Annotated in this window: 24 protein-coding genes; 10 read left to right on the top strand and 14 right to left on the bottom strand. The window is 43.6% G+C overall.

What is annotated here, in order from left to right:
• The first annotated feature begins 116 nt into the window (after positions 1-116).
• From HRT75_RS05410 to HRT75_RS05395, 4 genes are all read left to right on the top strand, one after another.
• Positions 117-476, top strand: coding sequence for a hypothetical protein (locus HRT75_RS05410; RefSeq protein ID WP_291183518.1), 360 nt, complete (start codon positions 117-119; stop codon positions 474-476).
• A complete protein-coding gene (locus tag HRT75_RS05405; RefSeq protein ID WP_291183515.1) occupies positions 476-1,186 on the top strand; it encodes a hypothetical protein in 711 nt (236 codons plus the stop codon). The genes HRT75_RS05410 and HRT75_RS05405 overlap by 1 nt, the downstream gene beginning before the upstream one ends.
• A gap of 92 nt (positions 1,187-1,278) precedes the next feature.
• Complete coding sequence (locus tag HRT75_RS05400) at positions 1,279-1,953, top strand: histidine kinase (RefSeq protein WP_291183511.1); 675 nt, start codon at positions 1,279-1,281, stop codon at positions 1,951-1,953.
• Positions 1,937-2,593, top strand: coding sequence for a response regulator transcription factor (locus HRT75_RS05395; RefSeq protein WP_291183508.1), 657 nt, complete (start codon positions 1,937-1,939; stop codon positions 2,591-2,593). The genes HRT75_RS05400 and HRT75_RS05395 overlap by 17 nt, the downstream gene beginning before the upstream one ends.
• On the opposite strand, the gene HRT75_RS05390 is transcribed toward HRT75_RS05395, so the two are convergent.
• Both HRT75_RS05390 and panB read right to left on the bottom strand, forming a co-directional pair.
• Positions 2,565-3,275: an RluA family pseudouridine synthase gene (locus tag HRT75_RS05390; protein WP_291183503.1), complete on the bottom strand. Its 711-nt coding sequence runs from the start codon at positions 3,273-3,275 to the stop codon at positions 2,565-2,567. The genes HRT75_RS05395 and HRT75_RS05390 overlap by 29 nt on opposite strands.
• A gap of 8 nt (positions 3,276-3,283) precedes the next feature.
• Entirely contained in the window at positions 3,284-4,102 is an 819-nt protein-coding gene (panB, locus tag HRT75_RS05385) for a 3-methyl-2-oxobutanoate hydroxymethyltransferase (RefSeq protein ID WP_291183500.1), read from the bottom strand.
• 84 nt (positions 4,103-4,186) lie between these two features.
• Here panB and HRT75_RS05380 point away from each other — a divergent pair, with 84 nt between their 5' ends.
• The gene (locus HRT75_RS05380) at positions 4,187-4,654 is read left to right on the top strand and encodes a nuclear transport factor 2 family protein (RefSeq protein ID WP_291183497.1); all 468 of its coding nucleotides are present in this window, start codon (positions 4,187-4,189) and stop codon (positions 4,652-4,654) included.
• Here the strand turns inward: HRT75_RS05380 and HRT75_RS05375 are convergent.
• Positions 4,651-6,075: an L-serine ammonia-lyase gene (locus tag HRT75_RS05375; protein WP_291183494.1), complete on the bottom strand. Its 1,425-nt coding sequence runs from the start codon at positions 6,073-6,075 to the stop codon at positions 4,651-4,653. The two genes, HRT75_RS05380 and HRT75_RS05375, sit on opposite strands and share 4 nt — an antisense overlap.
• A 58-nt stretch (positions 6,076-6,133) precedes the next feature.
• Between HRT75_RS05375 and HRT75_RS05370 the strand changes: the two genes are divergently transcribed.
• From HRT75_RS05370 to HRT75_RS05350, 5 genes are all read left to right on the top strand, one after another.
• Positions 6,134-6,511 (top strand): cyclic nucleotide-binding domain-containing protein, encoded by a 378-nt coding sequence (locus tag HRT75_RS05370; RefSeq protein ID WP_291183491.1) that lies wholly within the window; start codon positions 6,134-6,136, stop codon positions 6,509-6,511.
• 1 nt (position 6,512) lies between these two features.
• The gene (locus tag HRT75_RS05365) at positions 6,513-6,704 is read left to right on the top strand and encodes a hypothetical protein (RefSeq protein ID WP_291183488.1); all 192 of its coding nucleotides are present in this window, start codon (positions 6,513-6,515) and stop codon (positions 6,702-6,704) included.
• 76 nt (positions 6,705-6,780) lie between these two features.
• A complete protein-coding gene (locus HRT75_RS05360; protein ID WP_291183485.1) occupies positions 6,781-7,641 on the top strand; it encodes an NAD(P)-dependent oxidoreductase in 861 nt (286 codons plus the stop codon).
• Positions 7,642-7,765: 124 nt separating this feature from the next.
• Complete coding sequence (gene dnaK / locus HRT75_RS05355) at positions 7,766-9,667, top strand: molecular chaperone DnaK (protein ID WP_291183482.1); 1,902 nt, start codon at positions 7,766-7,768, stop codon at positions 9,665-9,667.
• Positions 9,668-9,812: 145 nt separating this feature from the next.
• Positions 9,813-11,105 (top strand): carboxypeptidase-like regulatory domain-containing protein, encoded by a 1,293-nt coding sequence (locus HRT75_RS05350; protein WP_291183479.1) that lies wholly within the window; start codon positions 9,813-9,815, stop codon positions 11,103-11,105.
• Between the two features lie 218 nt (positions 11,106-11,323).
• Here HRT75_RS05350 and HRT75_RS05345 read toward each other — a convergent pair whose 3' ends face one another.
• The 11 genes from HRT75_RS05345 to HRT75_RS05295 all read right to left on the bottom strand — a co-directional run.
• Positions 11,324-11,953, bottom strand: coding sequence for an FMN-binding negative transcriptional regulator (locus HRT75_RS05345; RefSeq protein WP_291183476.1), 630 nt, complete (start codon positions 11,951-11,953; stop codon positions 11,324-11,326).
• Between the two features lie 53 nt (positions 11,954-12,006).
• Complete coding sequence (locus tag HRT75_RS05340; RefSeq protein ID WP_291183473.1) at positions 12,007-14,400, bottom strand: glycoside hydrolase family 31 protein; 2,394 nt, start codon at positions 14,398-14,400, stop codon at positions 12,007-12,009.
• 24 nt (positions 14,401-14,424) lie between these two features.
• Entirely contained in the window at positions 14,425-16,347 is a 1,923-nt protein-coding gene (glgB, locus tag HRT75_RS05335; protein ID WP_291183470.1) for a 1,4-alpha-glucan branching protein GlgB, read from the bottom strand.
• 9 nt (positions 16,348-16,356) lie between these two features.
• The gene (locus tag HRT75_RS05330) at positions 16,357-17,982 is read right to left on the bottom strand and encodes a trehalose synthase (RefSeq protein ID WP_291183468.1); all 1,626 of its coding nucleotides are present in this window, start codon (positions 17,980-17,982) and stop codon (positions 16,357-16,359) included.
• Positions 17,982-19,919: an alpha-1,4-glucan--maltose-1-phosphate maltosyltransferase gene (locus HRT75_RS05325; protein WP_291183465.1), complete on the bottom strand. Its 1,938-nt coding sequence runs from the start codon at positions 19,917-19,919 to the stop codon at positions 17,982-17,984. The genes HRT75_RS05330 and HRT75_RS05325 overlap by 1 nt, the downstream gene beginning before the upstream one ends.
• A gap of 127 nt (positions 19,920-20,046) precedes the next feature.
• Entirely contained in the window at positions 20,047-20,547 is a 501-nt protein-coding gene (locus HRT75_RS05320) for a DUF2147 domain-containing protein (RefSeq protein WP_291183462.1), read from the bottom strand.
• Positions 20,522-21,220, bottom strand: coding sequence for a hypothetical protein (locus HRT75_RS05315; RefSeq protein ID WP_291183459.1), 699 nt, complete (start codon positions 21,218-21,220; stop codon positions 20,522-20,524). The genes HRT75_RS05320 and HRT75_RS05315 overlap by 26 nt, the downstream gene beginning before the upstream one ends.
• Positions 21,217-21,990, bottom strand: a complete 774-nt coding sequence (locus tag HRT75_RS05310; protein WP_291183456.1) for an SOS response-associated peptidase — start codon at positions 21,988-21,990, stop codon at positions 21,217-21,219. Before HRT75_RS05310 ends, HRT75_RS05315 begins: the two co-directional genes overlap by 4 nt.
• The gene (locus HRT75_RS05305; protein ID WP_291183453.1) at positions 21,990-22,448 is read right to left on the bottom strand and encodes a hypothetical protein; all 459 of its coding nucleotides are present in this window, start codon (positions 22,446-22,448) and stop codon (positions 21,990-21,992) included. Before HRT75_RS05305 ends, HRT75_RS05310 begins: the two co-directional genes overlap by 1 nt.
• 1 nt (position 22,449) lies before the next feature.
• Entirely contained in the window at positions 22,450-22,989 is a 540-nt protein-coding gene (locus HRT75_RS05300) for a CIA30 family protein (protein WP_291183450.1), read from the bottom strand.
• Positions 22,990-23,055: 66 nt separating this feature from the next.
• Positions 23,056-24,149, bottom strand: a 1,094-nt coding sequence (locus HRT75_RS05295; protein ID WP_291183447.1) for a T9SS type B sorting domain-containing protein, incomplete at its 5' end; no start/stop codon positions are given.

Here is a 24,149-nt window from a genome sequence, read left to right as displayed (position 1 = left end):
CTCAAGGAATATGCGGGATTGAAAGAGGGGATTTTTCCTTTTTTTAGCCGGATTCTTTGATTTACAAGTCGGATTTTATAACCTTTATTGTGTTATAACAATTAAAAAAGTGAACTATGGCCAAACCTGCCAAATGTATTTCAGTACAACAAGCGAAACAACTTCAAAATAACTGGGTTACCACTCGTGAGCCTGCTATCACTCAGTCTCGAGGAGGGCAGCAAGACACCCGAGAAGTTGTGTTTAATATTGCGGAACTTGAAGAATTTCTTGACTATGTAAAAGATGAATCTGCCAAAAAGGGGATAACCGACCCTGGTGTACGCCTTTATTTTGCAGCATACAACAATATGAGTTCTGATTATGCAACTGTTTTTCTAAGTGCTACAATGTCTGACGATAAGCACTCGGATAACAATTATGACATTGAGCCATATAACACTATATCAGCTGGGTTCCCTCCAAAGAACTATTAATGAAATATATTGTAGTCTTAGTAATTTGTTTAGAGCTCATAGCAGCTTTTGTGGGCTTGTTTCATATTAAAAGACACCAAGTTGGAACGTACACCAAATACGTGGTGTACGTTCTATTTTTTGTTGCTTTCACAGAGATCATTGCTTATACCTTGCCAATTTTGGTGGATAGGGAGGTTGGATTTTTTGGATCGCTGAAAGACACTCCCTTTGCCAATAATCTTTGGATCCACAATCCTCAACTGATCGTGACCTTTGGATTTTTTGCGGCCTTTTTTAGGTCTCGATTAAAGCGAGGCTTAATTGCAACGCTGATTAAATGGGGCATTATAGCCTATGTGATTTCTGCGGTTGCTAATTTGATCTTTACGGATATCATGTTCGTAGGAATCTCCAATTACACCTACATTGTCGGGTCGATCTTTTTATTGATCTGTATTTTGATCTATTATTTTGAATTGCTGAAGAGTGACAATATTCTGAGATTCAGCACCTCCCTTACTTTTTACATCTCCGTAGGACTATTGATCTATTATTTGTGTATTACGCCTTTGTTTATCTACGGGCGTTATTATTATCAGATTGAAAGCGGAGAGGCTTTTAAACAGTTTTACCTCTATACCTTGGCCGTTGCAAATGTGATCATGTACGGCACTTTCACCTTAGGATTTATTTTATGCAAACCCCAGAGCATCAAGACCACATATTAGTCATTGTTTATTTTGCCGCGGTACTGCTTATAATAGTGGTGGTGGCAATCCGATTTTTCTCAGTGTTCATTCATCGGAAAAATAAATTGGTATTGGAAAATCTTGAAGCGGAACAAAAATTTGAACAAGAATTGGCGAATTCGCGTTTGGAGATTCAAGAACAGACCTTTAAAAATATTGCCTGGGAACTTCACGACAATGTTGGACAGTTGCTTTCTGTGGCCAATATCCAACTCAACATGATAGAGTCCAAGCTGGATGAAGAAGCGCGACCGCAGCTTGAAGAAACCAAAGGAATCGTAGGCGAAAGCCTGCGCGAGATCCGAAATTTATCGCGCTCTTTGAACAAGGACGTGATCCTAAACGACGGTTTGGTAAACTCCATCAAACGAGAGATGGAGCGCTTCAATCGAATGAATTTTATAAATGCCACCCTTGAGATAAAAGGAGAGGAGTGCTGCATTAATGCGAAAGATGAGATCATTATCTACCGCATTCTTCAAGAGTTCTTTAGCAATGTGATCAAACATGCTAAAGCAGATAATTTATCAGTAAATTTAGACTTTGACTCAGCCCGTTTGTTGATCAAAGCCAATGATGACGGAATCGGATTTGACGCCTCCGATGTACGTATGAGCAACGGTCTTTTAAATATGAAAAGCCGTGCCGCGTTGATAAACGCCGAATTTTCCCTGGACTCACAACAGGGTAAAGGTGTTGATTTAACCCTCGAATATCCCTATAAAGATTATGACCGCCAAGACTAAACACAATATCGTAATTGTAGATGACCACCTCTTGTTTGCTGGTTCTCTAGAGAAACTCCTAGAATCCTTTGGAGAGTTTAATGTCCTGTTCCACGCAAAGAATGGGTCGGACTTTCAACAAAAATTAAAACTGGCAAAAATGCAGCCGGATGTAGTTTTACTCGACATCAATATGCCTGTAATGGACGGTTTTGAAACGGCCAATTGGCTCAGTTCCTATCGAAAGGACATCAAGGTGCTTGCTTTGTCTATGGATGATGATGAAGAGACCATTTTACGCATGTTGCGCTGTGGTGCCAACGGTTATCTGCTAAAGGATATCCATCCAGATAAGCTCAGAGAAGCGCTTTTAGAAGTGATTCACAAAGGATATTATCATTCGGAGAAAGTTGCGGCTGCTTTATTACAATCGCTCAATCCGGCCAAGGAAAAACCTGAGCATCGATTAAAAGAGAACGAACGGATATTTATCAGTTTAGCCTGTACGGAAATGACTTATAAAGAGATTGCAGAAAAGATGAATCTCAGTCCCAAGACCATTGACGGTTACCGCCACGAACTATTTTCACGTTTGCAGATCAAAAACCGCGTAGGCTTGGTAATCTATGCCCTTAAGCACGATCTGTACCGGATCCAATAAGTGCTGCCCAGATCGGATCTTGGGTATTAGGTATGGCCACAAAACTCATGGGTTCCTTCTTTACGGGATGCAATAATTCCAGTCGGTGTGCATGGAGATGAATACTTCCGTCGGCATTGGAACGCTTTGCTCCGTATTTGAGATCTCCCTTGATCACGCTACCAATAGCCGCAAGTTGCGACCTTATTTGATGGTGTCTCCCGGTGTGTAATTCTACTTCTAAAGCGGTATATCGCTCCAATCGCGCAATAACTTTATAGGACAAAACAGCCTTTTTGCTCTGAGGGACTTCTTTAATGTGAGCGTATGATTTGTTTTGCTTCGGATTGCGAACCATAAAATGTGTTAGGGTTGCTTTTTCATGTTCTGGCTCACGGTCAACAACGGCCCAATAGGTCTTTTGTGTTTCCCGATTTTGGAACATTGCGTTGAGTCGACTGAGCGCCTTTGAGGTTCTAGCAAAAACTACAACGCCACTGGTCGGGCGGTCTAAACGGTGAACAACCCCCAAGAACACCTTTCCCGGTTTGTTGTATTTATGTGCGATATATTGCTTGGCAATTTCAACCAAAGGAAGGTCACCAGTTTGATCACCTTGAACCAAGTCGCCTGCACGTTTATTGACCACCAATAAGTGGTTGTCCTCATAGATAATGTCAATGTTCTCCGCTGTGGATCGCATTTGCAGCCTTAGTATTGCTCGTCCTCGTTCGGGAAATCACCAGACTTTACATCCGATATATACTTCTCGAATGCATGGGTCATCTCTGAATAAAGGTCTAAATAGCGACGTAAAAAACGCGGATTGAATTCATAGGTCATTCCCAACATATCATGGGTAACCAAAACTTGACCGTCACAGCCAGGACCCGCTCCAATGCCAATAATTGGAATTTGAACACTTTTAGCCACTTCTGCTGCAAGGGAAGCAGGAACCTTTTCAAGAACAATGGCAAAACAACCAATCTTTTCCAACATCAAGGCGTCTTCCTTAAGTTTCTCAGCTTCATCCTTATCCTTAGCACGTACCGTATAGGTTCCAAACTTATATATGGATTGTGGGGTGAGTCCTAAATGTCCCATTACCGGAATACCCGCATTGAGGATGCGTTTGATGGAATCTTTGATCTCACGACCGCCTTCTAGCTTTACAGCATGTCCGCCACTTTCTTTCATGATTCGGATTGCAGAGCGCAAGGCCTCCTTAGGATCACTTTGATACGTACCAAATGGGAGATCCACAACAACCAAACTTCTGTTGATACCACGAATCACTGAAGATGCGTGATAGATCATCTGGTCAAGGGTAATGGGTAAGGTGGTCTCATGTCCGGCCATTACGTTAGATGCAGAGTCACCTACTAAAATAACATCAATTCCTGCGCCATCAACAATGCGCGCCATGGTATAATCATAGGCTGTAAGCATGGAGATTTTCTCCCCGTTATGCTTCATATCCACCAAGGTTTTGGTGGTAATTCTTTTGTATTCTTTCTTGGCCGTTGACATTTAATAAGGTTTTAGGGGATAAAAGTACTAATTTTAACAGGAAACAGGACCAGTAGAATTTCTGGCCGACTAACTAAATAGACGATGAATAAGAAATTAATTTTTATACTGGCTTGTTGCTTCTCTCTAACTGCAACTGCTCAAGAGTTTACCCAGGCCGATGCCCAAGGTATTATTGAAACCTTCTTTGAGGGATTTCACAAGGGAGATACTACTTTGATGAAGTCTGTTATGCTTAAAGATGTAGATCTAAACACAGCATATACAACACCCAATGGTGAGAAACGTCTGGCCCGAGGTAGCGTAGATCGTTTGCTGGAAGGCATTGCCAATAGACCGCCAGAGCAAGTTTGGAAAGAAGAGATACTTTCTTATGAGGTGCAAATTGATGGCGACCTTGCCCATGTTTGGACGCCTTACCGTTTTTATGTCAATGGACAATTTTTACACTGCGGAGCCAATTCATTCACTTTGGTTCAAACACAAAACGGCTGGAAGATCCATCACTTGATCGATTCACGTAGAAAAGGGGACTGCGATACAGAAGACTAGCAGTCGGAGAGCGCCACATTAATGGCCAAACCACCTTCACTGGTCTCTTTGTATTTATTATTCATATCGTTGGCCGTTTGCCACATGGTGTTGATACATTTATCCAATGGAACTTTGGCATTTTTAGGATCACTATCAAGAGCCAACTCCGAAGCATTAATGGCTTTAATGGCTCCCATGGCATTGCGCTCAATACAAGGAATCTGGACCAAACCAGCAATCGGATCGCAGGTTAATCCTAAATGGTGCTCCATAGCGATTTCACTGGCCATCAAGACTTGTTCTGGGGTTCCGCCCATAAGTTCGGTCAAAGCTCCAGCGGCCATGGCAGAAGAGACTCCAATTTCAGCTTGACATCCGCCCATAGCCGCAGAGATAGTGGCTCCTTTTTTGAAGAGGCTGCCAATTTCTCCTGCAACCAATAAGAATTGCTTTACATCGTCAAAATTGGCGTCGTGATTCTCAATGACCATATAATACATCAATACAGCAGGGATCACACCAGCGCTTCCATTGGTTGGAGCAGTAACTACGCGCCCAAGCGAGGCATTGACTTCATTGACCGATAAGGCAAAACAACTTACCCATTTTAAGATCTCTCTAAACTTAACTTCTCCATTGCGAATACAAGAGATCCACTCTTGTGGATTGGTATATTGGGTATTTCTGATGAGTTTTTTGTGGGTGTCATAAGCGCGGCGGCGCACATTGAGTCCGCCAGGCAATATACCTTCCGTATGACAGCCGGTGTACATACTTTCCAGCATCACCTGCCATACAGCCTCAAAGTCCTTATTTATGTGCGTTTCTGTGCGCAACGAAAGTTCGTTTTGGTAGACCACTTCAGAAACCTTCATGTTCAGATCGTTGCAGTACTTTAAAAGTTCGTCGGCCCTTTGAATGGGGTAAGGGAAATGACTAAAGGCTTCTTTCTTTGCTGCGGCACGTTTTCTGGATTCCTCTACCACAAATCCACCACCTATGCTATAAAAGGTCTTCTTAAAGAACTTTCCATTTTTTAGTAAACCGATAAACTCAATGCCGTTGGGGTGGAAGGGTAAAAACTCGCGATTGAAGACGATCTGTTTCTCCAGATCAAAATCAATAGGCCGCTCTCCATTGAGCGCTAGGGTTTTGTTCTCACGGATCAATGCAATCTCAGAATCAATCTGATCCGTTGGGAAACTCACCGGATCAAATCCACAGAGCCCTAAAAGTACCGCAATGTCTGTGGCATGACCTCGTCCTGTCAAGGACAAAGAGCCATAAAGATTAACCGTAACCTGATCGATCTGTTTAAAATGACCGCGCTTTTTGGCAATCTTGATCCAACGGTTTGCAGCCCGCCAAGGGCCTAAAGTATGGGAGCTCGATGGGCCAACGCCTATCTTGAGCATATCGAAAACGGAGATGCTTTCCACGGTGGTATTTTAGGGGCTAAATTTAGTGTTTTTGTCCAGAAGCCATTACTTTTAATGAATGGAAAGTTCAGGAATACTGGCAAATATCAACCGATACGTAAAACTCGATGATGCTCAGCAGACAGCTCTCAAAGCAATCCTCACGACCAAGTCCTTGAGCAAAAGGGAGTTTCTGCTTGAACCGGGGATGATTTGCAGGCATCAAAGCTATGTGGTCTCTGGCTGCTTGCGCTCCTTTTTTATTGCTGCAGACTGTAGTGAGCAAACAATTCAATTTGCCATAGAAGATTGGTTTATCTCTGATTTTAACAGTTATCTCAATCAGGGACCAGGCTCATTATATGTCGAAGCCATTACGCCAACCACCGTTTTACAATTGGAATATGAGGCCACTGAAGCCCTGTGTTTAGAGCACCCCATCTTTGAGGTATTTTAAAATGACAGCGCAAAAAGCCTTTGCCTTTGCTCAAAACAGAATGCTTTCGAACCTTCGCGACAGTGCCACTGAGCGTTACTTGGTCTTTAAAGAGCGTTATCCAGAGATTGTGGAGCGAGTACCGCAATATGCCTTGGCTTCCTATTTGGGCATGAGTGCTGAGTTCCTCAGTAAGATTCGCAAATCTGTTTAATTCTTGTTTTCTTGAACTGGTTCATTTTTTCTGCGGAGACCATCCTAGAAATTTGCCCTAATTAAATCCTTTGAACATGAAAATTACATTTATAGGCCTGGGAATTATGGGCCAGGCTATGGCTTCCAACTTGTTGAAAAACGGAACCGCTTTGACGGTTTACAATCGTTCTTTAGAAAAAGCGGAGCCTTTAAGAGCACTAGGTGCAACAGTGGCTCAAAATGCTGAAGAAGCAGTAGCAGATGCAGATCTCGTGATCAGTATGCTTGCAGATCCCTCTGCGGTTGATCAAACCTTTCTGAGCGAGTCTGGAATTTTAAAACACATGAAACCCAATTCCACGTGGATAGACTGCTCTACAGTAGATCCGGAATTCAGCAGAATATCTGCGGCGGCAGCGCAAAAAAGTGAAGTTGCCTTTATTGATGCTCCTGTGGCAGGTTCCAAGCCGCAAGCAGAAGCCGCTGTATTGAGTTTCTTTGTGGGAACCACAGCCGAAGGAATTGCGCCTTTTGAAGCCTTGCTTTTACAGATGGGGCAAAAAGTGATTCCTTTTGGTACTGCAGGGCAGGGGTCTTCCTTTAAAATGGTCGTCAATATGCTTTTAGGCCAATCCATGGTTGTTTTTAGTGAGGCGATTCAGTTAGGAACTGCATTGAACATCGATCCGGAATTCTTATTAAAAACGCTTCCTAAACTACCAGTAACGACTCCATTTACAGCCTTAAAGACGGATAATATCAGCAGTAACACCTATCCAACACATTTTCCTTTAGAACATATGTTGAAGGATCTGCGCTTGGCTACTCAAGCCTATAGCTCCGCGGGTAAAAGATTGGCTGTGGCAGAAACGGTCAAGGCCCAATTTGAAGGAGCTGCAGAAGCGGGTAAAAGCCGTCAGGACTTTAGCGCCATACATGCCTATTTAACATCATAAACGGAATGACAATGACAGGCTGCACAGTCAGACTGACAGCCTGTCATAATTATAGAGCTGGCATAATGATTGACTATAGGGGAGTGAGTTTAAATTTGAATCATTACACCTATAGCATATAATTATGAGTAAAATTATTGGAATCGACTTAGGAACCACCAACTCGTGTGTCGCCGTTATGGAAGGAAGCGAGCCTACGGTGATTCCGAATGCCGAAGGAAAAAGAACAACACCATCCGTTATTGCTTTCGTAGAAGGCGGTGAGATCAAGGTGGGTGACCCTGCAAAACGTCAGGCAGTTACCAACCCAACTAAGACCGTTGCTTCTATAAAGCGTTTTATGGGGAACAAATACAGTGAGTCTCAGCAAGAAGCTGATCGCGCTGCATATACCGTGGTAAAAGGAGACAATGACACACCCCGTGTGGATATTGACGGTCGCCTTTACACGCCACAAGAGCTTTCTGCCATGGTACTTCAGAAAATGAAGAAAACTGCAGAAGATTACTTAGGTACTTCTGTTTCTGAAGCGGTTATTACCGTTCCTGCTTACTTCAACGACTCCCAACGTCAAGCTACAAAAGAAGCTGGTGAGATCGCAGGATTGACCGTTCGTAGAATTATCAACGAACCAACCGCAGCTGCTTTGGCTTACGGTTTGGATAAAAAGACCTCAGACCAAAAGATCGTAGTCTTTGACTTTGGAGGGGGAACGCATGACGTTTCTATTCTAGAGCTCGGAGATGGCGTATTTGAAGTATTGGCGACTGACGGTGATACACACCTTGGTGGTGACGATGTAGATACCAAAATCATCAACTGGTTGGCCGATGAGTTCAAAGCCGATGAGAACATGGATCTTAGACAAGACCCAATGGCTTTGCAACGTTTAAAAGAAGCTGCTGAGAAGGCAAAGATCGAATTGTCTTCTTCTTCTCAGACAGAGATCAACTTGCCGTACATCACTGCAACGGCTAGCGGGCCTAAGCACTTGGTACGTACCTTGAGCCGTGCGAAGTTTGAGCAATTGATCGACGACCTAGTAAAAAGAACTATTGAGCCGTGTCAGACTGCGCTTAAGAACGCAGGACTTTCAACTTCTGATATCGACGAGGTAATCCTCGTTGGAGGTTCTACACGTATTCCTGCTGTTCAGGAAGCTGTGAAGAATTTCTTTGGGAAAGACCCAAGTAAAGGAGTTAACCCAGACGAAGTAGTAGCTGTAGGAGCTGCTATTCAAGGAGGGGTATTGACTGGTGACGTTAAAGACGTTTTGCTTTTGGATGTGACACCACTTTCTCTTGGAATTGAGACCATGGGTGGAGTAATGACCAAACTGATCGAGGCCAACACCACGATCCCTACCAAGAAGTCACAGGTATTCTCTACGGCTGCAGACAACCAGCCAAGTGTGGAGATCCACGTACTTCAAGGAGAGCGTCCAATGGCTACAGACAACAAGACCATCGGAAGATTTCACTTAGACGGAATTCCACCAGCGCCACGCGGAATGCCTCAAATTGAGGTGACCTTTGATATTGATGCCAACGGTATTATCAAAGTAACTGCTGCGGACAAGGCCACTGGAAAATCTCAGGACATCCGTATTGAAGCTTCTTCTGGACTTACAGAAGAAGAGATCGAAAAGATGAAAGCAGAAGCAGAAGCCAATGCAGAAGCCGATAAAGCTGCTAAGGAAAAAGCAGACAAGATCAACGAAGCAGATGCGATGATCTTCCAGACTGAAAAGCAATTGGAAGAATTCGGAGATAAGATCAGCGATGACAAGAAAGCGCCGATCCAAGCTGCTCTTGAAGATCTAAAGAAAGCTTTTGAAACCAAGGAGCTTGAGACTATTCAGCCTGCGCTTGATACCCTTAACGAAGCTTGGAAAGTGGCTAGCGAGGAAATGTATAAAGCCCAAGCTGAAGCTCAGCAGCAAGGTGCGCCGACTGGTGATGCCTCAGCCGCTGGAGACGACCAAGGATCTGACGTTGAAGACGTAGATTTTGAAGAAGTGAAGTAATTCACAGTATATATAACTTAAAAACCCAGCCATTTGGCTGGGTTTTTTTAATGGAGACAGTTGGCCATTCTGTGTTAAAATCTGGGCTTAAAAGTCAATAATTTAGTAACTTAGAAGAACAAATCCGATTCAAATATATTGCCCAATGCGAGCCCAACCACAAACTCCAAAGCGCAATTTCCGCGGACTGATGCTGCTGTTGCTAGCGACTTTTTTATTCTCAGCAACAACACTAAATGCTCAGGACGCTGCGGCGGAGTATACCGAATTTCGCGGAAAGATCTTAGACAAAGAAGGTAAAGACCCAGTGGTCTTTGCAACTTTATTGGTTACAGGTACCAACATCAGCACCGTAAGTAATACAGAAGGTGATTACTTGCTTAAAGTTCCAAATGAATATCTCAATGCCTCTTTGGAGGTATCTCTATTAGGGTTTGAGACTTATACAGTCCCCTTGAGTGAGGTTCCTAAAAGTAAACACAAGATCTATTTGACCGTTGAAATTTCGCAGCTGAGTGAGATCAGTGTAACACGTTTTGCTGATGCCAATGCCTTGGTTCGTGCTGTTTTTAGAAAAAGAGGGGACAACACCCTTCCTCAACCCGCTCGAATGACGGCCTTTTACAGAGAGACCATAAAAAGACGCAACAGAAATGTATCCCTCACCGAGGCTGTTGTGGACTTGTACAAACAGCCCAGTACCAACAACATTAAAGATGTGGTAGCTCTAGATAAGGCCCGTAAAAGCACGGACTACCGCCGTTTGGATACCGTAGCGCTTAAATTACAAGGAGGGCCGTTCTCAACCTTGTATTTGGACATAATGAAGTATCCGGAATACATTTTTACAGAAGACACCTATGACCTTTACGACTTCTCTTTGGAAAGTTCTACGGCGGTGAATGATCGGCCGGTTTATGTGGTGAGTTTTAAGCAGAAGGATTTTGTTTTAGATCCCTTGTATTATGGACAGCTCTATATTGACACGGAAACCCTAGCTTTGACTAGCGCAGAATACCAATTATTACTCACAGACAAAAAAGCAGCCAGCGCATTATTTGTAAAAAGAAAACCAGGAGACATTGTGGTCACTCCAACTAGAGCAGCTTATAGAGTAGATTACCGCGAGAAAGACGGACGTTGGTTTTACGGTTACGGCAGCGTGGATCTCACCTTTAAGATCAATAAAAAACGCAAACTCTTCAATTCTGTATATAGTTTGAATAGCGAAATGGCGGTGACCAATTGGGAATTGATCACGAATGATCAAATCGTGCGTCCAAAGGATCGATTGCGACCATCAGTGGTGATCACTGATGAGATCTCTGGTTTTTCAGATCCTGATTTTTGGGGAGCGAGGAATGTGATCGAACCCGAAAAGTCTATAGAATCTGCGATCAATAAGATCCAAAGGCAAATGCGACGCAGCAATAAGTAATAATAAAAAACCCGATCGGACTCGATCGGGTTTTTTTGAACATGTAGCAGAACTTTTCTTTCTCACTTCAACTGTTTAAGTCGATTGCAGTTTAGTGTAAAGACTGTAAATTTAATTCATAACTCCTTGAAGGTCAACAGGGTTTTTCCTTAAAAAGCAGTTGAATATTCGTTAAAATCTTGTTGGTATATCTTATCTAAGGGAATACCGCTTGCGAGTTACGTATTCCCATCCAAGTCGGGTTTAAAAACGCGCATGAGTTTTGCCGTTTCTGCCGATTGGGTGCCGCGATCGTCTTCCAGTTGATCAATGATATTTTCATAATCTTTTTCAGAACGATTCTGAGACATTTTGTATTTGGCTTGAATGTCTGTGATCTCGATTTCAAATCCTACAATTCCATAGACCTGGTTCAAGGTCTTTTTGGAGAGTTTGGACATATCGATGGGCTCATCAACATCGGCTTCATATTTAGCCATAAGGCCTTCCAACATAGGCATGAGCTCTTCTTGGTCCATAGTGCGTAGCTTGCCATAAATATGTACAGCCACATAGTTCCACGTAGAGACCTCTTCAATGCTGTACCAACTTGCAGAAACATAGGAATGCGGTCCATTAAAAACCGCCAAAACCTCACCTTGCTGATCAAAGGACTCCCATTGTACATTTCTTTTAGCCAAATGCCCATGCAGATAGGCTTTACCATCTTTTTCTAAGTATTCTAATGGCAGGTGAGTGGCTAGTGGTTTTCCGTCATGCTGGGTGATCAACAGTCCAAAGGCATTGCTTTTTAAAAACTCGGTGATCTTAGCGTGATCGGTCTCTTTGAAAAGGGCTGGAATATACATAAGGCCAAAGATATCAAATATCCTTGGCCTTTTTTAGTTCAATTTTAGGGTGATTATTCCCCGATCAAGTGAAGCTCAGTAAAGTCTTTGGTGATCTCTAAAGTAGCTTCACCGTTGAATTTAATGCTGGTATCCAGCTGATTGTCCAATTCAATAGCGGTTACCTTGAAAGGCAATCCGTGGAACTTCAAAGTAATGGTGTCGTACTCGGTGACAAACTTACCCTCTTTGTGTTGTTGGATGATTAGTTCATTGGACTTTCCAGTCAACTTGAACGAACGCATACTAAAGCGCCCTTTTTTGTAGTCGTAACCGTCCTGAGCATCTTCATAGACCTTGGCCTTTCCCTTTCCTTCTTTGTAGTAGACATCCAAGGTTAAGGTTTCGATCTTCTTCTCCCCGACATATTGCTGTACAGGGTATTTAGGGATCATGGCTCCGCTTCTTACAAAAAGTGGGATCTTATTGATATCTGCATCGACCCAAAGTTCTTTTCCGCCTTCAACCACTTCATCACTCCAGTAGTTGTACCAATGGCCACGAGGGATGTACATACGACGGCCTTGCGCATTCGGCTCCAAAATCGGACACACTAAAATATCGTTTCCAAAAATGAATTCATCCGTGCGGTAAAAGGTCTGGTGGTCTTCTTGATCAAAATAAACCAAAGGTTTAATCATCGGAATACCGTCTTGAGCGTATTCCCAGAACATAGTGTACAGGTAGGGAAGTAGCTCGTAGCGCATTTCCACATAATCACGTACGATGTTGGTCACTTCTTCATCAAAAGACCAAGGCTCTTGATCTCCGTGATCTCCAGAGGAGTGTACGCGACAGAACGGGTGGAAAACACCCAACTGTACCCATCGGCTAAAGAGTTCACCTGTAGGTTGCTCGGCAAATCCACCAATGTCAGTTCCAATAAAGGACATTCCAGACAAACACATGCGTTGGATCTGTTGGTTGGCAACCCAAAGGTGTTCCCAGGTAGCTACATTGTCTCCCGTCCAAGAAGAACAGTATCGTTGCGCTCCAGAATAAGCAGAACGCGTAATGATAAACGGTCGCTTTGGATAGGTATACTTTTTAACGCCGTGATAGGTCGCGCGCGCCATTTGCATCCCGTAAATATTATGCGCTTTGCGGTGACTACACGGATGCCCGTCATAATCGTGGCGTACATCTAGTGGGAAGGTTTTGGTTGGAACCTCCATAACGGCCGGTTCGTTCATATCGTTCCAAACGCCGTGTACTCCGGTTTCTCCAATGAGTTCGTGGTACAAGTCAGCCCACCATTCGCGTACTTTTGGATTGGTGAAGTCTGGGAAATTACACTCTCCAGGCCATACCTTTCCCTTCATCAAAGGGCCGTCTGCACGTTTGCAGAAATAATCCTTTTCTAGGGCTTCTTTATAGATATCATAGTCTTTGTCGATCTTGATCCCTGGATCAATGATAGCGACTGTCTTAAAGCCGTCTTCTTCCAGTTCGTCGATCATTTTCTTCGGATCTGGGAAGTAGTTGTTATTCCAAGTAAAACAGCGAAATCCGTCCATATAATCAATGTCCAAATAAATGGCGTCACAAGGAATTCTAAGTTCTCTAAACTTGCTGGCCACCTCGCGGACATTGTTTTCTGGATAATAACTCCACTTACTTTGGTGGAATCCAAGCGCCCAAAGTGGCGGCATCTCTGGCTTTCCAGTAAGATCGGTATAGCTGCTTACCACACGATCAATTCCAGGTCCGTAAATGAAATAATAGTTCATTTCCCCGCCTTGTGCCCAAAAACTCGTGGTGTCACGACGCTCCTGACAGAAGTCAAAGAAGGTTCTAAAGGTATTGTCAAAGAAGATGCCATAAGCCTTGTCAGAGTGCAATCCGACGTAAAAAGGAATGGCCTTGTACAAAGGATCTTGATCTTTTCCAAAAGCATATTGATCGGTCACCCAATTCTCTACGCGCTTGCCTTTGAGGTTGAAGTGCATCGGCTTATCACCCAAACCGTAATAACTCTCCATTTTTTGAGCGTGTTTGCTCATTTTGACAATATCAGAGCCGTGCTCGTAGCTAAACTCCCAGTGGAAGCCGGCTTCATCTTCATTGATCAAGGTTCCGTCGATATCGTAAATGCGCTTTTTAAGCGATATACGATCGATGTGTAGAACCAACTTAGCAGTTTTGATGATATAAGTGTCTGGAGTTTCTTGGTACTCCAGATGATTGTATCCGTGTGTAGCATTCTTGTCTAGGGCGTAGCTAAAATCAGGAGGGAAATTACCCTCTGTAGCATAACGGAATCTAAACATACTGTCGCGAATGACTGTGATTTGCAGCAGTACACCGTTGTTAGAAGCTATATTGAATGTATCTGCCTTTTGGCTAAAGGTGGTTATCGGTCCTGGAAATTGATTCCCTTTCCGTTCGAGTTCTGTATTTGTAATCATTTATTAATGAGTTCTTTGGTGGGGTTAAGATTTGCTTTGAACACGTTTGAGCACTTTGATACCGAGTGGAGGCAAAGTAAAGGTCATGGAATAATCTCGGTTATGCCATGGAATTTCTTCAGCCTTTGGACGTTGACTACTGATCACGCCACTACCTCCAAACTTAGGATCATCAGAGTTGAATATTTCTCTGTAGGCCCCTTCTTGAGGTAGACCGATGCGATAATCTTCACGAACCACAGGAGTCATATTGCAAATAATAATCAAATCATCCTTAGGGTCATTTCCTTTACGGATGTAGGCTATCACTGAGTTTTCACTATCGGTATAGTCAATCCACTCGTAGCCGTCGGCACTAAATTGCTTTTCGTGTAAAGCTTTTTCTTTTCTGTAGAGTCCGTTTAGGGCTGCTACGTAATTCTGCATGTTTTTATGCTCGGCATGCTCAGTAAGATGCCAGTCCAAGCTGCTGCTAAAGTCCCATTCTGCCCATTGGCCAAATTCACCACCCATAAAGAGTAATTTGGAGCCCGGGTGGGTAAACATGCAACCGTAAAGCAAACGCAGGTTTGCAAAGCGCTGCCACGTATCTCCGGGCATACGATCCAAGATGGACTTCTTGCCGTAAACCACTTCATCATGGCTCAGCGGTAACATAAAGTTCTCCGTAAAGGCGTAAGTAAGACTAAAAGTGATGTCGTTTTGGTGGTGTTTGCGATAAATCGGTTCTTTTTTGAAGTATTCCAAGGTATCGTGCATCCAACCCATCATCCACTTCATTCCAAAACCAAGTCCGCCTAAAAAAGTCGGCTTAGAGACCATCGGGAAGCTTGTAGATTCTTCCGCTATGGTTTGTACTCCTGGAAATTCACCGTAAACGGCTTCATTGAGTTCTTTAAAGAAGGAAATCGCGTCTAAATTCTCACGCCCACCAAATTGGTTGGGTTCCCATTCACCATCTTCACGGGAATAATCTAAATAAAGCATAGAAGCTACTGCGTCTACGCGCAAGCCGTCTGCATGGTACTGATCCAGCCAAAACAAGGCGTTACTGATCAAAAAGGCGCGAACCTCATTACGTCCGTAGTTAAAGATCAAACTCTTCCAATCCGGGTGGTATCCCTTTTTACGGTCCGGATGCTCATAAACGTGCGTTCCGTCAAAGAGTCCTAAACCGTGCGCATCTTCTGGAAAGTGAGAAGGCACCCAGTCCAAGATCACACCAATGCCTGCTGCGTGTAGGGCATCGATCAAATATTTTAAGTCTTCCGGTTTTCCAAAACGCGAAGTAGGTGAGAAGTAGCCGGTTAATTGATACCCCCAAGAAGGGTCATAAGGATATTCCATGATCGGCATAAACTCCACATGGGTAAACTGCATTTTCTTCACATAGGCAACCAGTTCTGTAGCCAGTTCAATATAGGTTAGCGGTCGGTCTTCAGCAGTATTGCGCATCCAAGAACCCAAATGCACTTCATAAACAGAAAAAGGTTTATCCAAGGCATTGTGCTTAGGTCTTTCTTTGAGCCAAGAGCTGTCCTTCCATTTGTAGGGAGCGTCCCAAACAATAGAAGCTGTTTTGGGTGGATGTTCTGTTCTAAAGGCAAATGGATCTGCCTTTTCGGTCTTAATGTCGTTGTGATTGCTGTGGATCTTATACTTGTATTTGGCTCCTTTTTGAACTCCAGGAATAAAACCTTCCCAGATTCCAGAGGAATCCCAACGGATATTCAGCGGATGCTCGCCTTCCAACCAATAGTTAAAATCTCCAATCACAGAGACCGCCTTAGCGGCAGGCGCCCAAACGGCAAAATACACGCCTTGAACACCATCGACCTCAGTGATATGGGCACCAAACTTTTCATATAGCTTGAAGTGCTTTCCACCTTTGAAGAGGTCAATATCAAAATCACTAAAAAAACTGTGAGCAATTACCTTATTAGACATGGTCTTGATTTAGTTTTCATTCATAATTGATGCGATTCCTTCTAGCGGGATCACAGCCCAACGCGGACGCGCGTTCATTTCATAGCCGAGCTCATAAACGGCCTTTTCTAACATGGCGTACTTGAGCATAAATACGCGTTCTTGGTTGTAACCGATGTTGATATTCGCATTGCGGATCACATCCGTATAAGTATTTAAAAATACCCCGATCATATAGCGATACAGCAATTCCCCAGCAGCGAAAAGCTCTTTTTGTTCATAAGGGAAGTGTTCCCCTTCATTGAAGATGGTCGCGTAGATCGCGTAGTGAAAAGATCGGAACAAACCTGCAACATCCTTAAGAGGTGGTTGCTTGACCTTTCTATCTCGAATAGTGCTTTCTGGTTCTCCTTCAAAATCTAGAATGAAGAAGTCTCCGTTTTGCACCAATACCTGACCCAAGTGATAATCGCCGTGCACACGCAGGCGTTCTCCTTTAAGTTTAGTCCAGTTGAAGGTTAAAAAGCGCTTTCTGATCTCATTTTTATTATCCAGGAATCCTTGAGCCAACTCTAGGGCCAAGCCATCCAACTTATGCAAATTGTTCTCTAAGGTGTTCAATCGATTTTGAAACTGATAGAGCAAGCGGTTTTTAAGCCAAACCTCATAATCGCCATTAAAGCGTTCTGGAGCAAAGGCAGTTTCCTCAAATTCAGAGCCCAAGGCAATATGCATTTCTGCAGTTCTTCTGGCCAATTGTTGCAATTCCAAGAAAATGCTCAAACCTGCCCAGTCAATGATCTGCGGAGGCACATCAGCAATGGTGAGGCGCTCAAACATCTCGGTATGCGGAAGCGCATTGATCTTTATGCTTTTGTGTGCCAAGTTTTCAAAGACGCCTTTGAGTTTGCCCAGCATATATTCCCAAGCATCTCCTTGATTGGGCACCAATCCTTGCATTAAGGCAATGGTGATGATCAAATTATCGGAATCAATGATATTGATACTTCCTTGATAACTCGGCGTATTTTTAAATCCTTTTTTGTCTGATAGGAATCGGGACATTTCATAATCCGGATTCTTGTTAGCATAGATGCGTCTGAAGAACTTGATCACCAAACGCTCGTTGATGATAATGGAGGTGTTGGATTGCTCCATCCCCATAAATCGAGATGATTCATAGGCCGTTTCTACAAAGGATTCACCACGGTGATATTTGACGCGCTCTTCCTCGCCAGCTTTTGCATGCAGGATGCGTTCAAAGACCAACTTTCTAAAGGCCTCCAAATTAACAGCATCAATGAGGAATCCTTCATTCCCTTGAATGCTTAGGTTCATGATCCGATCCTCCTTAGCAAAGTTCTCGTCGGTCACAAAGGCAATCGGCAAAAAGTAGTGCTGATAGAAGGCTTCTTCAAAATTGATCTCCAGGATTAACCCATAATAGACCTCTCCGTGTTGTTCAATCCTGAAATACTCTTGCAGGTCTATATATTTCAATCGGCTGGATTTACCGCCGTACCAACGCTGCTGAACAATATAACGTTCCAATACTTCTGAAAGGAACATTTTCACAAAACCTGGGTCGTCCATGAGGGCTTCCCAAGCAACATTGAAGTTGGTTGTACTCTTCACTGTTGATTTGCCCTTAGCCATTACTTTTTGATTTTAAATAAGTGAAAGGGTAGTGCCGGGTGCAGCTCGACAAAATTCCAGCGTTTGTCCCAGATATAGCTGCTCTCCGTAATAAGATCGTGTACTGTAACGGCCTGTCCTTCTTGGATGCCCATAGCCTCTAAAGGCAATTCCACCCAACCGCTTTGGGGATAGTAAGGATCTAGATTAACCACCATTAAAGTTTGATTGTCTCCGTCCACATCACTTTTGAAATACGCCAAAAGCTGCTCGTTCTCTACACCCAAGAACTGAATGTTGTTGGTTTGTTGTAAAGATGCGTTTTGATGTCTGATGTGATTGATCTTGCTGATCAGCGTAGTGAGTTTGTTTTCAGCATCCCAGTTCCAGTGACGCAATTGGTATTTTTCTGAATCCCAATATTCTTCTTTTCCAGGAACTGCATCGCTCACCATATACTCATAAACAGGGCCGTAAAGTCCAGTATTGGAGCTCAAGGTAGCTGCTAAGAAATAGCGGCTCAAATGAATGGCCTCGTTTCCTCCTTGTAGTGCCCAAGGATTAATGTCTGGCGTATTGGGCCAGAAGTTGGGTCTAAAGAAGTATTTCTGATCGGTCTTAGTGAGTTCCTCTACGTATTCGATCAATTCTTGTTTACTATTTCTCCAAGTAAAATAAGTATACGATTGACTAAACCCTTGTTTGGCCAATTGATGCATGACCGCTGGACGCGTAAAGGCCTCAGAGAGGAACAATACGTCTGGATGTTTCTTTTTAACCTCTGCCATCAGCCAGCCCCAGAAATAAAAAGGTTTGGTATGTGGGTTATCTACTCTAAAGATGCGAATGCCGAATTCCTCCACCCAATACAAGGCGCAGTTCAACATTTCTTGCCAAAGGTTCTTCCAATCCGTGCTCTCAAAATAGATCGGGAGGATGTCTTGATATTTTTTAGGCGGATTCTCCGCGTACTGCACCGTTCCGTCAGGACGCCATTTAAACCATTCTGGGTTAGACTTTACCCAAGGATGATCTGGGGCTGCTTGAAGCGCAAAGTCCATCGCTACTTCAATACCCAATTCTTTTGCTTTGTCTACCAATGACTTAAAGTCTGCCTCATTACCCAGATCAGGATGCAGGCTTTTGTGTCCGCCTTCTTCAGCTCCGATACCCCAAGGAGAACCTACATCGCCGTCTAAGGCTTCTGTACTGTTGTTCTTCCCCTTGCGGTTTACGCGCCCAATAGGATGAACAGGAGGGAAGTATAAAACATCAAAGCCCATTTTTGCCACTCTTGGCAATAGGGCTTCACAATCTTTAAAGGTTCCGTGTTGGCCTTCCTCACGAGCCGCAGAACGCGGGAAGAACTCATACCACGTACTAAAGCGTGCTTTCTCACGATCTGCATAAGCTTCCGATGCCGCAGATTCATTGACTACACTTTTGATTGGGTATTTGATGAAGATCTGATGCAATTCTTCAGATCGAGATGCTGCTTCTGCTTTTTCGTACTGATTGGGATCTTTAAAGGCTTCAATAAGCTCTTCCAAATACTTTTTCTCAGTTGCATTCGCAGCTTTGTGTATTTCTTCTAAATACTCAGCACCTTCTAACAATTCTGAATTGACGTGCTGATTGTCATCAATTTTACGTTCAATCCCGTGCTGCCAATTCAAGGCGTGATCTACCCAAGCTTGGATTTTATATTGATAGCCTCCCTGCTTTGCGGTATGGAAGCCAGCTGCCCAGCCGTCATTTCCTGTGGGTTGCATGCGGACTTCGCTCCACTTGCGTTCCGATTGGTGCTTGTATAAAAGGGAACAGGCAATGACATCATGTCCATCGCCAACTACCGTTGCTGTAACGGGGAGGTATTCACCCACTATGCTTTTGATGGCGTAAGTTCCGCCTTCTAATTGTGGGTATATGTTTTCAATAATTACACGACTTTGGTTCATCAGAAGTGATTTACTGGTTTGGTTGGCTGTAAAGATAAACATAAGACACCTGAAATGGTATCCCTAAAGGCCTAATTACCAGTAAAAATTACCGAAAACGTTTGCGCGAATTTGCGCAAATTTGAGACTATTCTTTGATGCGCTCAAAGACTTCTGTGCGACCAAAAAGAGAGATGCCAATATAACCGCGAGCTTTGAGGTCACCGTCTGGTTCTAACCACATTTTACAGGAGTAGATGTTTCCGTTTTGTGGGTCGTATATTTTCCCGTCGACATATTTTCCATCGTCGTATGAGAAATCAGTCAAGAAAACCAAGCCTAAAAGCGATTGATTGCGTTTTTTTGGATCGGGATTTAAAGTATCTCGACCGGCTCTTTCTGTCCAAACTGTCTTGCCGTAGTATTGACTCCCTTCTCTGTAGATCTCTATTTTTGCGTTCTTAGTTGGAGTCCAATAGCGACCTAAAACGGCGTCAGGACCTTTACCGCTATTCTGCGCCAGAGCAAACATGGGTAAAAACAAAAAGAAGGAAATACTTAACAGATATTTTTTCATAGCGTTTGGAATCTCTGTGTATTGGGTCGTGAACTCCGTATGAACATTACTGCTGAGGGTCCAGCTTTTCAAAGGTTCGCGTCTCTATGGCCTTGACCACACCTTCTGAGATCACTGCTCTGGAGGTCCATCGGCCTTGATCATCTCGTGTACGAACCTCATAACTACTTGGAAAGCGATTTCCGTTGGGATCGATAAAAACATAAGCCGTTTCTTCCCCGCGCTCATCAAACTGATACTCATAGTTCCATTGTACAACGGCATTAGGCCCTGGAGCGGTACCGTCAATACGTGTTTTCCCATCATTCTCATATTTGGAAAACCCGCGATACATCTCAACACCGGTTGTGGCATCATGCGCTCTAAAGCCTACACGCCGGCCTTGATCGTCCAGATCGTATTTGTAGGTGATCTTGAGTTCACCTTTCTCAAAATAACGAGAGCCTGATTTTTGTCCTTCGCCATTGTAAGTGAATTGATCTTCCCAAGCAATGCTACCATCTCTGTTGTAGAAGAGATTGGCCAACTCATTGCCCTGATCTCCATAGATCATGGTTTGCAAGGCTTGTAAAGCGCCTTTAACCTTAACTCCAGACGAATCCTTAACACTAAAGCCTCTAATAATGGCGCGTTCTGCAGGCACCTCTTCAATTTTAGCAGTAGCAGCAGGCGTTTCAGTTTGCTCTTTACAGCTCGCTAAAACAATTAATAAAACTGATATTAAGGTCCAATAGCTCTTGTTCATAGTGCCAAATTTAAGGCTTCATATTGAAATGGTTCTGTAATTTCTGGAACATTTCCAGGATAGCTTTTTCCGCGGAGTTTTGCCACAGGATGTGCATTTAGTTCACCTTCTTCCCATGGTCTTATCAATCCATCTAAGGCTTCTTTTTGCTCTGGATTTCGGGGGTCTGCGTGCAACCAAAGCTCGGCCTGCTGTTCATTGAGCAGTACCGGCATCCGCGCTTCTTTGGCTTTGGGGTTGTTGTGGATCTTGGTCATCATCTCGTTGGCCTTAGTGGTTACCAAACTAAAACTGGTCCAAACCTCTCCGCTTTGACGGTCCGTCCATTCGCTCCAAAGACCGGCCATACATATGGGAGATTGGTCTTGGTTGTAGATAAAGAAGGGAAAGGCCTCACCATCTTGGTGGTGATGTTCAAAGAACCCATCCACATAAACCAAACAGCGTTTACTTTTAAAAGCATCCCTAAACGAAGGTTTTTCCGCTATAGTCTCGCCACGCGCATTGATGGTGGAGTTCCAAAGTTTGTTCTTTAGCACGCTATCCTTGACCCAATGTGGGATCAAACCCCAATGCGCAATAATTGGTTTAAAAGGGTCCTGAGCCGTATAGATGAGTAATTTAGGATGTGCAAAACCGCTTTTATGATGTGCCGGTAAGTCTGTATAAGGCGCCAACTTTTGCTCAATTTCCAAGATCGCAGCCACGTCATTGTTTCGTTTGGCGCGTTTTAGTTGAGATTCAAGACTGGCTTTAATATCGTAACACATCAGAGGGTGAAATCTTTTGCTCTTAAGGCTTGTGCAGCCCGTTGATTGAGTTGAAAGTCTAGCGAATTTACAAAAGATTCTATTTTGTGATTTGCAAAATAGCTGCGGATGCTATCATTGTATGCCACTAAGACTTTGTAATGATCCAATAGCTCGGTTTTGGTGGGCTCATAACCCATTTCATTACACCATTGCAGGTAATCATCAGAATCATCCACAACTTCCAAATGATCCAAACAACAGGCTATATGCAGTAGGGGATTACCTATTTGAAGATCCCCGTATTCATCATCCAAATACAGGCTAATGCTTTTATCTGCCATAGTAAAGGACACGGCGATGTGGTCTGGTATGAATGCGTCGGCTTCTAAGAGTAAACGCACTTGAATACGGTGCTTTGCAACAAAAGACTTGAGTGCAAAAAGTTCGGGATAGTTGGGATACTCAGCTGGCGACACGCTAACTAAACTTTATGAAATCAACCTCAATACGATAGATTCCAGCGCGTTTTTCATCAGAAATAAGTCCCAGACGGATGATTTTTTCTAGCACAGGTGAGCTTATTGCATTTCCAGTGGCTTTACCCACGCGGTACTCCATAAAATCATTTAGATCCAAAGTGATGGTTTTCCATTTTCCATCGGTCTCTGGTAGGGAAGTTTTGTAATTGGGACGATACCACAATCGGCTGTTATTTAGCGTTAGGGCAAAGTCCATTCCCGTAGAGCGGTATTTTATGATCACCGTGCTAAAACCAGAGAGGTCCATGGCTTCAAAAGGACCTCTTGCTGAGGCGAATCCTCCATTGTTCTCCAAAGACACCTGTCCTTCAAATACAAAACTAGTTGGCGTGTAGTTTAATCTTCCGCTGGACATACCACCCATGACCCCATCGTTGAGAGCAAACCATTCTTGGTTGTTGCCCTGGGTTCCAAAGTCGATCAATAAGGGTTGAGTTGCCCACATAATGAAAACGCCTAACAGAAGTACGATCTTCATGGCTATTTTTACTCAAATTTACGGCTTTATTTGCCAAATTCCGAGTGGGTGAAAAAGAAATAACCTTTATCTAACTAAGGAGAAATATCCTCTAAAAAACTGATTGTCAAAAGTTTCAGCACGATACCAATAACCCGATGATGGCAAAGGGTTGCCGCGGTAAATTCCGTCCCAGCCGCGGCCGTTAGGGTTGATGCGGGCCAAGAGCTTGCCGTAGCGATCGTAAATGTAAATATCTCTTAATGGCAATGGATCAACTCGCGGAGCAATATAATTCCACAGATCATTCACTCCGTCTCCATTTGGGGAGAAATAGGGTGGAAATCCAGTAGGAGGGAACAACAATCTAAAAGGGCGCTCTACAATACCACAGCCGTTTTTATCACGAATGTACAAAGTGTAATTGCCCTCTGTAAGCCCATTGAATTCTGGGGAATCCTGATAGGGCCCATCAATGTCCAAGGCAAACTCGTATTCACCGATACCAGACACTACGGTCTCCACATTGAAGAAATCCCCAAACTGACGGATAAAGAACTCATCGATCTGTGCTTCTTGAGAAGCCACTACAGTAAATTCAGAAGAACTCGCACATTCCAAAAGGGAGCCTTGGCCGCCATCTGTAGTCACATAAGCCTCATAGATATAATTACCCGTTTCTTCAAGTTCCAGAGTTTCTGTTTCTGAGATCAGTAGTAGATCTCCGGATTCGGTGACGCGATACCAGCGGTATCCATCTGCAGGATCCGTAGCAGCAACTACTCGAGGGATATCACCCAGACAGATTCCAATACTGTCTGGAAAGCTAATCTCCGGATTTAACACAACGAGCTCTCCGGTTTCCTCATCAAAGAAAGGTCCACAACCCAAAATGGTTGAAAACGACTCTTGCACGCAGTCTATTGCTTGGCCTGCGTCATTAAACGGAACAATACGGACGAAGTAGGTGTTATTAGGTTCAAAATTGAACACAAAAGTAGAGGTAGTGGTAAAGATGGCTCCATCCACCACATCATTCTCAAAGGGGGATCTGCCTATGTAGAGCAAATAGCCTGTTGCTCCAGGCACAGGTTCCCATTCCAATAGGGGTGAGAGCGCTACATTGAATTGTCCGTCAACGGGATTGATCAGCATGGTACATCCGGGAGGTTCACCTAAAG

The organism is Gilvibacter sp., assembly GCF_013214815.1.
In the GTDB taxonomy this organism is placed as follows: Bacteria; Bacteroidota; Bacteroidia; order Flavobacteriales; family Flavobacteriaceae; genus Gilvibacter.
This window is presented reverse-complemented; position numbering and strand designations above follow the sequence as displayed.